The organism is Methylobacterium sp. 13MFTsu3.1M2, assembly GCF_900112625.1.
Classification (GTDB): Bacteria; Pseudomonadota; Alphaproteobacteria; order Rhizobiales; family Beijerinckiaceae; genus Methylobacterium.
This window is the reverse complement of sequence record NZ_FOMM01000008.1, coordinates 57704-70828: the sequence shown is the minus strand read 5'-3', so window position 1 is coordinate 70828 and position 13125 is coordinate 57704. Positions and strand designations below refer to the sequence as shown.

The 13125-nt window shown below is 73.6% G+C and carries 12 protein-coding genes and 1 pseudogene; 8 read left to right on the top strand and 5 right to left on the bottom strand.

The window, feature by feature from the left end; all coding sequences use genetic code 11:
• The first annotated feature begins 80 nt into the window (after positions 1-80).
• Positions 81-929 (top strand): DUF6456 domain-containing protein, encoded by an 849-nt coding sequence (locus BM314_RS08620; protein WP_170868069.1) that lies wholly within the window; start codon positions 81-83, stop codon positions 927-929.
• 6 nt (positions 930-935) lie between these two features.
• Here BM314_RS08620 and BM314_RS08615 read toward each other — a convergent pair whose 3' ends face one another.
• Both BM314_RS08615 and BM314_RS08610 read right to left on the bottom strand, forming a co-directional pair.
• On the bottom strand, positions 936-1364 hold the full coding sequence (locus tag BM314_RS08615; protein ID WP_020090933.1) for a SufE family protein: 429 nt from the start codon (positions 1362-1364) through the stop codon (positions 936-938).
• A gap of 80 nt (positions 1365-1444) precedes the next feature.
• The gene (locus tag BM314_RS08610) at positions 1445-2536 is read right to left on the bottom strand and encodes a sensor histidine kinase (protein ID WP_170868067.1); all 1092 of its coding nucleotides are present in this window, start codon (positions 2534-2536) and stop codon (positions 1445-1447) included.
• Positions 2537-2895: 359 nt separating this feature from the next.
• Here BM314_RS08610 and BM314_RS08605 point away from each other — a divergent pair, with 359 nt between their 5' ends.
• The 3 genes from BM314_RS08605 (at position 2896) to BM314_RS08595 (ending at position 5261) form a co-directional block, all read left to right on the top strand.
• A complete protein-coding gene (locus BM314_RS08605) occupies positions 2896-3198 on the top strand; it encodes a DUF3761 domain-containing protein (RefSeq protein WP_020090931.1) in 303 nt (100 codons plus the stop codon).
• A gap of 115 nt (positions 3199-3313) precedes the next feature.
• Positions 3314-3988 carry a helix-turn-helix domain-containing protein gene (locus tag BM314_RS08600; RefSeq protein ID WP_091977866.1) on the top strand — a complete coding sequence of 225 codons (675 nt, stop codon included), beginning with the start codon at positions 3314-3316 and terminating at the stop codon, positions 3986-3988.
• Positions 3963-5261 carry a DNA-packaging protein gene (locus BM314_RS08595; protein WP_091977865.1) on the top strand — a complete coding sequence of 433 codons (1299 nt, stop codon included), beginning with the start codon at positions 3963-3965 and terminating at the stop codon, positions 5259-5261. The genes BM314_RS08600 and BM314_RS08595 overlap by 26 nt, the downstream gene beginning before the upstream one ends.
• 361 nt (positions 5262-5622) lie before the next feature.
• On the opposite strand, the gene BM314_RS29950 is transcribed toward BM314_RS08595, so the two are convergent.
• A complete protein-coding gene (locus BM314_RS29950) occupies positions 5623-5868 on the bottom strand; it encodes a hypothetical protein (protein WP_244492226.1) in 246 nt (81 codons plus the stop codon).
• A 58-nt stretch (positions 5869-5926) separates the two neighbouring features.
• Positions 5927-7009: a hypothetical protein gene (locus BM314_RS31260; RefSeq protein WP_091977863.1), complete on the bottom strand. Its 1083-nt coding sequence runs from the start codon at positions 7007-7009 to the stop codon at positions 5927-5929.
• A gap of 30 nt (positions 7010-7039) precedes the next feature.
• Between BM314_RS31260 and BM314_RS08580 the strand changes: the two genes are divergently transcribed.
• From BM314_RS08580 to BM314_RS08570, 3 genes and pseudogenes are all read left to right on the top strand, one after another.
• The gene (locus BM314_RS08580) at positions 7040-8233 is read left to right on the top strand and encodes a phage portal protein (protein WP_091977862.1); all 1194 of its coding nucleotides are present in this window, start codon (positions 7040-7042) and stop codon (positions 8231-8233) included.
• A gap of 15 nt (positions 8234-8248) precedes the next feature.
• Positions 8249-8818, top strand: a pseudogene (locus BM314_RS08575) (HK97 family phage prohead protease); the annotation flags it as partial.
• 24 nt (positions 8819-8842) lie between these two features.
• Positions 8843-10129 (top strand): phage major capsid protein, encoded by a 1287-nt coding sequence (locus BM314_RS08570; RefSeq protein ID WP_091977860.1) that lies wholly within the window; start codon positions 8843-8845, stop codon positions 10127-10129.
• A 15-nt stretch (positions 10130-10144) separates the two neighbouring features.
• On the opposite strand, the gene BM314_RS08565 is transcribed toward BM314_RS08570, so the two are convergent.
• Entirely contained in the window at positions 10145-10717 is a 573-nt protein-coding gene (locus tag BM314_RS08565; protein WP_056532261.1) for a hypothetical protein, read from the bottom strand.
• A 702-nt stretch (positions 10718-11419) separates the two neighbouring features.
• Here BM314_RS08565 and BM314_RS08560 point away from each other — a divergent pair.
• Entirely contained in the window at positions 11420-13075 is a 1656-nt protein-coding gene (locus BM314_RS08560) for a porin (RefSeq protein ID WP_091977859.1), read from the top strand.
• Positions 13076-13125 lie beyond the last annotated feature (50 nt).

Here is a 13125-nt window from a genome sequence, read left to right as displayed (position 1 = left end):
GTAAAAAAGCCTTGACCTTCTGATTTTTCCTGAGACACTAGAGGCTTCGCACGTCCGTCGTAGCACACACGGAACAAAACATGAACATGCGAGTGAAGGGCGGCCGTTCCGCCTCCGCGGGGACGCGTCGCCGCGGAGGCGCTCCGGGGGATCTCCCGGCGGAGGCGGGGCGCCTGCTGGCGCGGCTCGGGGAGCCCGGCGCCTACGCGCGGCCCGACCCCCTGGTCGAGGACGCGCTGGTCGCCCGGCGCGGCGGCGACGGGATCTCGGTGGGGAGCGGCCGCTTCGCGGCCACCTCCGGGCGCGCCCTGGCGGCGGCCGATCTGGCGACGTGGAACGCGGCCGGCACACGCCTGACGATCAGCGAGGCCGGGCGGGCGCGCCTGCGCCGGGAGGCCCGGCCGGGCGACCTCGCCTTCGCGAACCAGCACCGCGATCTCGCCGTCGTGGAGGGCGGCGCCGGGCCGACCCTGCGCAACGCCGCCGAGAACCCCCTGGCCTGGATGGTGCGCCGGCGCGACCGGGACGGCGCGCCGCTCATCGACGCGGCCGCCTTCGAGGCCGGGGAGCGGCTGCGGCGGGACATGACCACCGCCGCCCTGCTGCCGCGGATGGGCGCGGATCTCGGGGCGCCCCGGATCGACGGCGGCGGCCCGCGCGACCCGGCCTCCGCGGCCGACCACGTGATCGCGGCCCGGCAGCGGGTGCGCGGCGCCCTCGACGCGGTCGGGAGCGACCTCTCGGGCCTGCTGATCGACCTCTGCGGTTTCCTGAAGGGCCTGGAGCGGATCGAGGCCGAGCGCCGCTGGCCGGCCCGCTCCGCCAAGGTCGTGGCCCGCATCGCCCTGGGGCGACTCGCCGAGCATTACGGGCTGGAACGGGAGGCGACCGGTCCGGACCGGGCCCGCCTGCGCCTCTGGCGCGGGTGAGGCCGCTCAGGCCTCGGCGGCGAGCCGGACCGCGTCGCGGTGGATGCGCTCCGCCATCGCCCGGACGCCGTTGGAGCGCTTCGACGTGACGTGGGCGCCGAAGCGGAGCTGCCGGAACAGGTCGAGGCCGTCGGTCTCGGCGGCCTCCTGGGGCGTCTTGCCGGTGTAGAGCGCGATCATCAGCGCCACGAAGCCGCGGACGATGAACGAGTCGCTGAAGCCGTGCAGGACGAGGCGCGGCGTGCCGTCCGCCGGCTCCGCCCGCGTGTCGATCCAGACCTGGCTCTCGCAGCCGTGGACGCGGTTCGCCTCGGTCCGCTCCGATTCGGGCATCGGCGGCAGGGCACGGCCGAGCTCGATCAGGTACTCGAGCCGCATGTCGTCGTCTTCGACGATCTCGAAATTCTCGATGATGGTGTCGATGGGAGGGAGCATGCTCGGCCGGGTCCGGAAAGGTCTGGGCCGCTATAGGCCGGCCGCGCCGTTGTGGCGACGGGGTCCGGCGCCGCGGGCCCTCATTGCGGGCCGGGGCGCGCCGCCGGCAGGGTCAGCCACAGGGGATCGCCCGGGCTGGCATCGCCCGCGACGCTGATCTCCGCCTGGGCCGCGTAGGCGGCGATGAGGCGGGGGCCGAGCTTCGGGACGTTCGGTCGGCCCGACTCGGCCGTGTCGCTCACCTTCGAGACGATCGAGAGGCGCAGCGGCGCGGCGGCCTCGATGTCGATGGCGATGGCGCAGGCGACGTGCTCGGCGGTGGCGTCCAGGCACTCGGCCACGATCTCCGCGACGATCATGCCCAGGGCGTTGGCGGTGCGCGGCTCCACGAGACCGTTCCCCGAGCCGCCGACCTGGACGCCGATCCGCCCGGCCCGCCGGAGCTGCCCGAGCCCGGAGGCGAGGCGGTGCAGGTAGTCCTTGAGGTCGATCGACGCGATGTGCGGCGCCTCGTGCAGGTGCTGCTGCACCAGCGCGATCGCCCGGACCCGCTGGCCCAGCGCCTCGAAGCTGCCGCGGCAGGGGTCGGGGGCCGCCCGCCCGTAGAGGCCGATCAGGCTGACCATCACCTGGAGGTTGTTGCGGACCCGGTGGTAGACCTCGGCCAGCAGCGCCTCCTTCTCGGCCAGCGCGTGCTCGATGTGCTCCTCCGCGTGCTTGCGGTCGGTGATGTCGAAGCAGGAGCCGAGATAGCCCTGGAACCGGCCGTCCTCCACGAGGGGGCGGGCGGTGTCGAGCAGCCAGCGGTACTCGCCGTCGTGCCGCCGGAGGCGGAACTCGACGGTGAAGGGCGCCCGCGCCTCGAACGCCTCGGCGACGATCCGGGCGTGCCGCTCGAAATCCTCGGGATGCAGCCCGCTGCGCCAGCCCAGGCCGAGCTCCGCCTCCAGGGGGCGCCCGGTGAATTCCAGCCAGCACTCGTTGTGGTGGATCGCCTGACCGGCCTCGTCCGAGCGCCACATCATCAGCGGCACCACGTCGGCGAATCGCCTGAAGCTGTCGCTGAGGGCGGCGGCTTCCGCGGTGCCCTGCGCCGGGCCCCGACCAGGATCCCCCGCGGGGACGTTGCCCAGCGGGTCTTCCGCGCCGGACCCTGGTGGCTCACCGACCATTCTGTACCCGATTCACTCTGACGAACTGCGTGAAAGGCGACGCCTGCGTGCGGATGGCGCCGGTCAACGTGTCGACCGGACGGCCGTTCCGGTCCTGAACCGCGTTCAGATCCGCCATTCACCGGGACATTAGCGGCAATACCTTTCGAGCCCGTTCAGCATCCCGCCGACGTGCGGGGCCGCACCGGGCGCGCGGACGCGGCGGAGAGCCGGTCGGGCGACCCCGGCCGAGGTCCGGCCCGCGCGCAGCCCGTGACCCGCGCGCACAACCTGTAGCTGGCTTCTGGATAACCACAGATAGTTCGTGACGCCCCGACCCGGTTGTGTCTCTTGGCAGATGATACAACCTTGAGGGTGCCGTGCTGCCTGTCCCGACCGCGACGAACGCCGCCCGCTGGCCGGTGCTCGCCGGCCTCGTCCTCCTCGGCCTGTCGGGCGGCGCCGTCGCCCGGCCGTTCTCGGAGCCCGACGACCGGAACCTCGACCGCCACGGCCACTACCGCAGCCGGGACGGGTCCGACGTCCACCGGCCGGCCAAGAGCCTCGACGGCAGGAAGCCCGCGGGCGCCACGGCCAAGTGCCGGGACGGCACGTGGAGCTTCAGCCACACCCGTCGAGGCACCTGCTCGGGTCACGGCGGCGTGGCGCACTGGGAGGGCTGAGACCGAACGATGCCTTAAGTCCTATATCTGCTGTGAAATAGGAATTTACGCTTGACACCGGCGCGCTGCTGGGATATCAACCAGGCACGGTCGAGACGTGTGCGGAGAGCCCCCGATGTGGCCACCCACTCCCAGCGGGGCGGACAGCCGCGCCGAGGCCCTGACGCTCCTGCGCGAGACCGACCTGACGTGCGACGCGATCGCGGCCCGTCTCGGCGTGCACCCGAAGACCGTGCACACCTGGAACGCCCGGGCCGGCTGGCCGAGGCCGCGGCAGCACCGGCCGCGGCTCCTGACGGGGCGCTGGCCGGCGGCGCGTCGGGCCGCCCTGATCCGCCTGCTGTGCACGCCTGGCGCCGATCCCGGCGACGTCACCGAGATCCTCGGTCTCGGCCGGCTCGACCCGGCGATGATGGCCACGGCCTTCGGGGCTGACCTGCCGCCGGCGGTCACCGGGCGCGGCGACCCCGCGGCCGACCCGGCGACCCTGCGGGCGCGTCTGCGCGCCCACATCGCCCGGCAGATCGCCGCCTTCGACGCGGCTCTGAGCGGGGTGGGGGCGGGCGCGGGCGACTCCGCCCGAGTCCTGCGCGACCTCGGCGGCCTCAAGCGGCTCCTCGACACGGTGGATGCGGAGGGCGCGCGCGGCGCCGCGGGGGAGGGGGGCGATGGCACCGGACGCGACACCGATCCCGGCACCGAGCCCGACACCGAACCTGACCTGCCCGCCCTGCGCGCGGAGATCGCGCGACGCGTTGCTGGCTTTGTCGGCGGCCGGGCGGCCGCCTGACTTCCTCGAGACGCTGCCGCCGGACCTCCTCCGGGCGCTCGCGGACGACTGGCTGCACCAGGCCCGGCCGGACCAGCTGCCGCCGCCCGACGCGGCGCCCTGGACCACCTGGGCGGTGATCGGCGGCCGCGGCAGCGGCAAGACCCGCACCGGGGCCGAGTGGGTCGACGCCCTCGCGCGCGGCGACCCGGCCTTCGCGGGCGCGCCGGTCGGGCGGATCGCCCTGGTGGGCGAGACCCATCTCGACGTGCGCGACGTGATGGTCGAGGGGCCCTCCGGCCTCCTCGGCCTGCCGGCGCGGGGACGGGCCCGGCCCGCCTGGTCGCCGAGCCGCCGCCGAGTGGAGTGGAGCAACGGCGCCGTCGCGCTCGCCTTCTCGGCGGAGGAGCCCGACGCGCTGCGCGGCCCGCAATTCGGCGCCGCGTGGTGCGACGAGGCCGCCAAGTGGCGCCGGCCCGAGGCGGCCTTCGACATGCTGCAGTTCGGCCTGCGCCTCGGCGCCCGGCCGCGCAACCTCGTGACGACGACGCCCCGGCCGGTGCCGCTGATCCGCCGCCTGCTCGCCGACCCGCGCACGGTGGTGAGCCGTGCCCGGACCCACGACAACGCCGCGCATCTCGCGCCCGACTTCCTCCAGCAGGTGGTCGGGCGCTACGCCGGCACGCGGCTCGGCCGGCAGGAACTCGACGGCGAGCTCATCGCCGACCGGGACGACGGCCTGTGGACGCGCGCGGCCCTGGAGGTCGGCCGCCTCGCCGCGGCGCCCGATCTCGGGCGGATCGTCGTGGCGGTGGATCCCCCCGCCGCCTCGGGCGCGCGCTCGGACGCCTGCGGGATCGTGGCGGCCGGGCGCGCGGGCGGGCACGCCTACGTGCTGGCCGACGCGAGCCTCGCCCGCGCCACCCCGCAGGCCTGGGCGGCCGCGGCGCTGGCGCTCTACCACCGGCTCCGGGCCGACGCCCTCGTGGTCGAGGTCAACCAGGGCGGCGAGATGGCCGCCGCCGTGCTGGGCCAGTGCGACCCCGCCGTGCCGGTGACCCGGGTCCACGCCACGCGGGGCAAGTACCTGCGCGCCGAGCCGGTCTCGCTGCTCTACGCCCGCGGGCTGGTCCACCACGTCGGCGCCTTCCCGGCGCTGGAGGACGAGCTGTGCGATTTCGGCCCGGACGGCCTGTCCGGCGGGACCTCGCCCGACCGTCTCGACGCCCTGGTCTGGGCGCTCACGCACCTGATGCTGGAGCCCCGGGCCGAGCCCCGGATCCGGCGGTTGTGACAGCGGTCGCCGGAAACAATTCGGCGCGCTTCGGGTGAAGCGCGCCGGAGTCGGTTCGTGGTCTCTGGAACGAACTGCATGCTGTATACACAATGTCGTGCGCCAAATCTGTAGCGATCAGGCCACGGCACGCGGTCCTGAGCTGGGAATCCCCACCGTAATTCTCCGTATTGCGCGGCGACGGCGGGCGGATTGAGCGGCGCATCTGTCGGGTTGATCCCCGCCGTCCTTCCCGGGCGCCGCGGCCCGGCTCCGATTCCCGAACCGTCGTCGCTGCCCGACCCCGGCACATCGGCATGCCGGGTTCCTGGGCGTGCCGGGTTCCTGGGCGTGCCGGGCTCCTGGACGCCCGAGCGGTCGCTCAATCGCCGCCGCCACCGCCATCACCGCCGCCGCCGCCGCCGTCGCCGCAGCTGCCGCCGTCGCTGCCGTGGCAGCCGCCATCGCCGAAGATCGCGCCGCCGTCGCCGCCGGAGCCCGAATCGTAGCTGAGGGAGCCGGAGCGGCGGGGCCCCCGGGAGCGCGTCGCGGAGGGCATGAGGCAGCGGAGGAAGGGGACGAGCGCGATAACGAAGATCGCGAGTTCGAGGGCCTGCTTCCTGTCCATCGGAACCTCCATCGGTTCGTCGGTCCGGACAGTCTAGCACAGGTCGGCGCCGGGCCGGTCAGGGCGGCGTGGTCAGGCTCCGAAGGGCGGCCCGGACGTCGGCGAGGGTGCCGACCAGGGCGTAGCAGGCGAAATCGTGCGCGCCGGCGGCGGCGTTCGCCAGCCGGAAGCGGCAGCTCAGGCGGTTCGCCCCGGCCTCGGGCGCGACCGCGAAGCCGGGCCGCGGCGCGTCGGGCTCCTGCTCCGGCGGACCCGGGGCCCAGACCGCGAGGGCGTGCGAGCCCTCCGGCGTCGCCAGGATCACCGGGTCCGGCCGCTCCCCCGCTCCGGGGCCGAGGGGCGCGAGCCCGCCGGTCGACGGGTCGAAGCGCCAGGCCGCGGAGAACTCCGCCGGCACCGCGGCGGCGAGGGGTTCGAGACGCAGCGCCGCCGCAGGCTCGGTCAGGTTGAAGCTCGCCTGCACCTCCACGGCGTTGCCGAGGCCCGGCAGGCCGAGGGCGACCCGCTTGCGCAGGAGCGGGGCCGGGGCCGGGATCGCGGGGCTCGCGGAGGCGGTCGGGCAGTCCGCGGGCGGCTCGTCGGCCGGGTCGGCGGGGCCGTCCCAGGCCATGCGGGTCTCGGTCTCGGCCCAGCTCCGGCCGGCGCGCAGGGCGCGGAGCCGGCGGGCCGCGGGCGCGCCGGACCCGTCCTGCGGGGTGCCGGCCTCGCTCGCCCGGCGGCAGGCGGCGCCGGAGCCGATCTCCGCCCGCGCCTGCAGGGCGTCGCCGGGCTCGGTGTCGGCGAGGAAGGTGACGCCGTCCCAGGTCAGCGTGTCCACCGCCCCGGCGACCCGCCGGGACAGGCGCAGGCTGATCTCGGACCGGCCGAAGGGGCGCGCCAGGATCAGGGTCCCGTCGGGCTCCGGCCACAGGGGCGCGGGTGCGGGCGCATCCGCGGCCCGGGCCGGCGCGGCCGGGGGCGCGGCCAGTGGCCCGGCCAGGGGCCCGGCCAGAGGCCCGGCCAGAGGCCCGACGACGAGCGCTGGGACCAGAGCCGCGACCCGCGCCGCGACGCGGGTCTCCGCCCGGACCCGTCCCCGGACCCGTCCCCCGAACCGCGCCTGGGGCCGCGCCTGGGGCCGTGTGGGGATCCGGGGCTGCATCGCGTGACCATAGCTCAGGAACGGACCGGCATGTCGACCCTCCTCGAACGCCTGGCGCGGGTCGCGCGCCGCGCCGCCGGCGGCCCGGCCCTCGCCACCAAGGCCGCCGCGGCCCCGGCCTTCGCCCTCTACGCCGAGGGACGGGCCAGCTGGACGCCCCGCGATCCGGCGGCGCTCGCCCGGGCCGGCTACCAGGCCAACCCGGTCGTCCACCGGGCGGTGCGGCTCGTCGCCGAGAGCGCCGCCGGCCTGCCGCTGATCGCCACCGGCCCCGGCGCCGAGCGCGCGGGCGACCTGCTCGCCCTGCTGGCGCGGCCAAACCCCCGGGAGAGCGGGCCGCACCTCCTGGAAACGCTCTACGCCGACCTCCTCCTCACCGGCACGGCCTACCTGGAGGCGGTGAGCCTCGACGGGCAGGTCGCCGCGCTCCAGGCCCTGCGTCCCGGACGGATGCGGGTGCTGCCGGGCCCGGACGGCTGGCCGGCGGCCTATCTCTACACGGCGGGCGGGCGCAGCCGCCGGTTCGACCTGCCCGAGCCGGGGATCGCCGTGGCGCCGATCCTGGCGCTGACGCTGTTCCACCCGGAGGACGAGACCGGCGGGCTCGCCCCGATCGCGGCCGCCGCCGCCGCCCTCGACATCCACAACGCCGCGAGCGCCTGGAACAAGGCGCTGCTCGACAACGCCGCCCGGCCGTCCGGCGCCTTGGTCTTCGCCGGGGCGACGCTGTCCGAGCCGCAATTCGACCGGCTGAAGGCGGAGCTGGAGGCGAACTACCAGGGCGCCGCCAATGCCGGCCGGCCGCTGCTGCTGGAGGGCGGCCTCGACTGGAAGCCGCTCGCGCTCTCGCCGCGCGACATGGATTTCGTGGCGGCCAAGGACGCGGCCGCCCGGGAGATCGCCCTGGCCTTCGGCGTGCCGCCGCTGCTGCTCGGCCTCCCCGGCGACAACACCCACGCCAACTACGCCGAGGCCAACCGCGCCCTCTACCGCCAGACCCTGATCCCCCTCGCGGCCCGCACCGCCCGGGCGCTGGCCGGCTGGCTGGAACCCGCCTTCGGGGCGATCGACCTGGAGCCCGACCTCGACCGGATCGAGGCGCTGGCCGGCGAGCGGGAATCCCTGTGGCGCCGGGTCCAGGCCGCGGACTTCCTGTCGGTGGCGGAGAAGCGGGAGGCCGTGGGCTACCCGCCCGCGATGCCGGGGGCGCCGGGCACACCCTGAGGCGCGGGGCGCGCCCTCACTGTCCCATCCGAGGATCCCCCCATGGACGGCCACTTCTCCGGCTATGCCAGCCTGTTCGGCGTGCCCGATCTCGGCCGCGACGTGGTGGTGCCGGGCGCCTTCGCGGCGAGCCTCGCCCGCCGCGGGGCCGCGGGCGTGCGGCTCCTGTTCCAGCACGACCCCGCCGAGCCGATCGGCCGCTGGCTCGCCCTGCGCGAGGACGGCCGCGGCCTGTTCGCGGAGGGCGCGCTCAACCTCGCGGTGCAGCGCGCCCGCGAGGTCGACGCCCTGATGCGCGGCGGCGGCCTCGACGGGCTCTCGATCGGCTTCCGCACGCTGCGCGCCCGGAAGGGCGCCGGCGGCGAGCGCCGGCTCCAGCAGGTTGACCTCTGGGAGATCTCGCTCGTGACCTTCCCGCTGCAGCCGGGGGCCAGGGCGAGCCCCGCGTCGATCCTGGCTCCGGACCCGGAGGCCGACGCGATCCGCGGCCTCGCCGGCCTGATCGCGCCGCCGGGCGCCCTCGGACCCGCCGCGAGACCTGCCGCCAGACCAACCGCTCGGCCGCTGCCGGCCGCGCGCTCCTGACTTCCACCCTCGACGAGGACCGCCATGGACGCCCAGACCCCGATCGCCGATCCCGCCCCGCCGGGCGGCCTGCCGCCGCTGGAGAACAAGGCCGCCCATTCCGACGGCGGCCCGGTCCGCTCCGCCCTGGACGAGCTCGCCGCCGCCTTCGCGGCCTTCAAGGAGACGAACGACGCGCGGATCGACCGGATCGAGGGCCGCCTCGGCGTCGACGTGCTCACCGAGGAGAAGCTCGCCCGGATCGACGCGGCCCTCGACGCCGCCCGCACCCGGCTCGACCGCATCGCCCTGGAGCGGGCCCGGCCGCCCCTCGGGCAGCCGGACGTCCGGGAGACGGGGGCCGCGCACGAGCACAAGGCCGCCTTCGACCTCTACGTCCGGGCGGGCGAGAGCGCCGGGCTCAAGCGCCTGGAGGCCAAGGCGCTCTCGGCCGGCTCCGGGCCGGACGGCGGCTACCTCGTCCCCGACACGATCGAGCGGACCGTGCTCGCGCGCCTCGGCCAGGTCTCGCCGATCCGGTCGATCGCCAGCGTGCAGCCGATCTCGGGCGCCCAGTACAAGCGCGCCGTCTCGGTGGGCGCGCCGGTCACCGGCTGGGCCGCCGAGACCGCGCCGCGCCCCGAGACCGCCGCGCCGGCCCTGTCGGAGATCGCGTTCCCCGCGATGGAGCTCTACGCGATGCCGGCCGCCACCCAGACGCTCCTCGACGATTCCGTGGTCGATCTCGACGCGTGGCTCTCGGCCGAGGTGGAGACGGCCTTCGCCGAGCAGGAGGGCGTCGCCTTCGTGTCCGGCAACGGCGCGAGCCGCCCGCGGGGCTTCCTGAGCTACGACACGGTCGCCAACGCCGCCTGGGTGCCGGGCAAGATCGGCACGGTCGCCACCGGGACGGCGGGTGCGTTCCCGTCGGCGAGCCCGGGGGACGTGCTGTTCGACCTGATCTACGGGCTGCGGGCGGCCTACCGGCAGAATGCCGGCTTCGTCATGAACCGGCGCACCCAGAGCACGATCCGCAAGTTCAAGGATTCGGAGGGCAACTATCTCTGGCAGCCGCCCCTCGCCGCCGGCCGGTCCGCGACGCTGGTCGGCTTCCCGGTCACCGAGGCCGAGGCGATGCCGGACCTCGCCAAGGACAGCCTGTCGGTGGCCTTCGGCGACTTCCGCCGGGGCTACCTCGTGGTCGACCGGACGGGGATGCGGGTGCTGCGCGACCCGTACTCGGCCAAGCCCTACGTGCTGTTCTACACCACCAAGCGCGTCGGCGGCGGGGTGCAGGATTTCGACGCGCTCAAGCTCCTGAAGTTCTCCTGACGCGCGGCGGCGACCCTAGCCGGGGCAGCCCGCGCGGTCGCCGCAGCTCGCGAGCCGCCCGGCCTGCTGCTTGGCCCGCTCGAGATTGGTGCGGGCGGTGACCAGCCGCTCGCTGGCCTCCCGGCGGATCCGCACCGAGGTGCCGGGCTTCGCCTCGCGGACGTCCACGGCCTCCCAGTAGGCCATCGCGGCCTGCAGCTCGGCCTGCGCCTCCTTGAGGGTCGGAACCGGCGGCTGCGGCATCTCGGGCATCTCGGTGAGGCGGCCCTCCAGCACGGCCCGCGCCACGGCGATCTCGAACCGCCGGTCGACGCCGAACTGCGCCATCCGCTCCAGGTTCGGCTCGATCATCTCGAGGAGCGCCAGGGTCGGGACGACCAGCGCGTGCGCGTCCCCGCCCCAGCCCGGATCGCATTTCTCGCCGTTGACCGCCCAGAAGATCCCGCGCGCGGTGGCGATGCGGCCGTTCCGCACCTCGCGGACGCGCAGGAAGAAGAAGCGCTCGCCGTAGATCGGGTCGAGCGAGCGAATACAGGCCAGACTGCCGGTTCTGGCCGCCTGATAATATGTCTCAAGATCGATTTCCACTGACGTCTCACAATTTCAAGGGCTGCATGACGCGGATCCGCTCGGGCGGACGCGCGGAAATCATGGAAACGCTGAAACGGTACGCGGACGACTCGGGCGTGGGACGGGATGAAACGAAGCGCTGCGCATGGGCGGCTCGCCTAGGGCCGATCGGCCGTGCCGGTCGACCCGATGGGGTGAGAGGGGGCCGGGACCCCGGCGCCGCCTCTCGATACCGAGCCGTCCGGGTCCGGTCCCGTCGGCAGACGTCCGTCGCTGCGGGGCCCGCGCACCGCCCGGCGCGGCGCCATCCTGCAGGGCGATCGGATCCGCGTCCGAGCCGGCCCGTGAGGGCTCGACGGCCGAATACCCCTTCGTTTCCGGTAGATCAATACGATCTGTCAGGGAAGTACAGTGTTTCTGCTAGAAACATGGTCTGTTAGTACGCTTTCCAGCCGAAACGCTCGTGCTGTGTCTGTTTCCGTCGGACAAACAAGATCATTTTTATGTGGCCGAGTGGCCACCGAATACATCGGCACGGGTGGCCGTTCCGATTTGGGATTGATGGCTGCGGCCATTTGCGGGAACTTATTCGAACAAGAGCTCGAAAGAACCAGAGCTCATCGGCAAGACGAATCAATTCGGCCGAAACAAATAATAGCAGCGCGGCCTGCGTGGCTGAATGCTGTCTCCAATATGGGTCTCGACGTTTTGGGGAAATCGATGAGGATCTTGAAGCACACGCTCCTCTGTTCCGCCGCGGCTCTGTCCGCGGCGAGCGCAGCGCAGGCGGCTGATCTGCCGGTCAAGAAGGCTGTCCCGATCGAGTACGTCCGCGTCTGCGGCGCGTACGGCGCCGGCTTCTTCTACATCCCCGGCACCGACACTTGCCTACGTCTCTCCGGCCGCGCCCGGTTCGAGGGCGGCTACATGACCAGCTACTCGCGGCAGAACGGCTCGAACGTCGGTGATACGTCGGGCTACCAGGGCCGGATGCGCATCAACCTCGATGCCCGCACCCAGACCGCCTACGGCACCCTGCGCGCCTTCGTGCGCCTCGATGCCGGATCCCGCACCGGCTATTCCGGCGTCGGCCAGTCGGGCACCCAGCAGCGCATCGGCCAGGCCTTCCCGGCTCTCGGCATCGACCAGTTCGGTCGCGCCTCGCAGTTCGTGAACGTCGACAAGGCCTTCATCCAGTTCGCCGGCATGACCGCCGGTCGCGCCTCGTCGTTCTTCGACTTCTACGCCCACGACTTCGAGTTCGCCGGCGCCACGCTCGGCTCCGACATCGCCTCGACCAACCTGCTCGCCTACACGGCCACGCTCGGCAACGGCCTGTCCGCCACGATCTCGGCCGAAGACCCGGTCTTCCGCCGCAGCGTGATCTTCTCGCAGACCAACAATCCGGGCGGCGTGACGGTCAACTCCAACCTCGTCAATTTCGCTCAGTCTCAGTCTCCGGCCGAGGTGTTCATTGGCTACACCGGCGGCGTGCCGACCCGGTACAGCTTCGTCGACGTGATCCAGCGCTCGCGCATGCCCGACTTCGTCGGCGCCCTGCGCCTCGACCAGGCCTGGGGTTCGGCTCAGGTGTCGGCCGCCGTCCACGAGCTGAACGTCGGCAACGTGGCCAACGGCGCCGGCACCGGCACCGGCTCGAACATCAGCATCCCGCACGCCAGCAACTCGTACGGCTGGGCGGTGCAGGGCGGCCTGAAGATCAACACGCCGTTCATCGCGCCGGGCGACGCCCTCTACCTGCAGGGCGCCTACGGCTCCGGCTCGCAGATGTACACCGGCTACTGCGCGTTCAGCGGCTGCTACTCGCAGAACCCGACGACCATCCAGGGCCAGAAGTTCGCGCAGTACTTCAACGACGCCACGGTGAACCCTTTCACGGGCCAGATGGAGCAGTCGACGAGCTTCACCGCGACGGCCTCGTACCTCCACTACTGGACGCCGGAGTGGCGCTCGGCCTTCTTCGGGTCGTACGGTGAGATGAGCTACGGCAGCGGCGCTCGTCTGGCCCAGGGCGCGGCCTTCGCGCTGTCCAATCCGGCCGGTGCCAACTCCTTCGGCGTGAACGCCGTCGGCGTGCCGGGCACCCGGTTCTTCCAGCTTAGCGAGGCGCTGCGCGACACCTACCAGTTCGTGGCGGGCGGCAGCATCATCTGGTCGCCGGTCAAGGACCTCGATATCGGCGTCGAGGGCTTCTACACCCAGATCGGCGTCAAGAACGGCCGCGTGATCGACCGCGACAAGAGCCCGACGGCCTACGCGAACGTCGCCGGCATCAACAACGGCACCTTCGTGCCGCGGACCACGACGGCGGACAGCGTGTCCACCTTCCGCTTCCGCGTCCAGCGCGACTTCTGATCCCCGATCGGGACCGGTTCGCTCTCCAAAGCTTCCCGGTCCTGATGTCC

Bases quoted from the DNA above. Each gene is read 5' to 3' on its own strand.
- BM314_RS08620 (WP_170868069.1), top strand. From the start codon at position 81: ATGAACATGCGAGTGAAGGGCGGCCGTTCCGCCTCCGCGGGGACGCGT.
- BM314_RS08615 (WP_020090933.1), bottom strand. From the start codon at position 1,364: ATGCTCCCTCCCATCGACACCATCATCGAGAATTTCGAGATCGTCGAA.
- BM314_RS08610 (WP_170868067.1), bottom strand. From the start codon at position 2,536: ATGGTCGGTGAGCCACCAGGGTCCGGCGCGGAAGACCCGCTGGGCAAC.
- BM314_RS08600 (WP_091977866.1), top strand. From the start codon at position 3,314: ATGTGGCCACCCACTCCCAGCGGGGCGGACAGCCGCGCCGAGGCCCTG.
- BM314_RS29950 (WP_244492226.1), bottom strand. From the start codon at position 5,868: ATGGACAGGAAGCAGGCCCTCGAACTCGCGATCTTCGTTATCGCGCTC.
- BM314_RS31260 (WP_091977863.1), bottom strand. From the start codon at position 7,009: ATGCAGCCCCGGATCCCCACACGGCCCCAGGCGCGGCCCCAGGCGCGG.
- BM314_RS08580 (WP_091977862.1), top strand. From the start codon at position 7,040: ATGTCGACCCTCCTCGAACGCCTGGCGCGGGTCGCGCGCCGCGCCGCC.
- BM314_RS08570 (WP_091977860.1), top strand. From the start codon at position 8,843: ATGGACGCCCAGACCCCGATCGCCGATCCCGCCCCGCCGGGCGGCCTG.
- BM314_RS08560 (WP_091977859.1), top strand. From the start codon at position 11,420: ATGAGGATCTTGAAGCACACGCTCCTCTGTTCCGCCGCGGCTCTGTCC.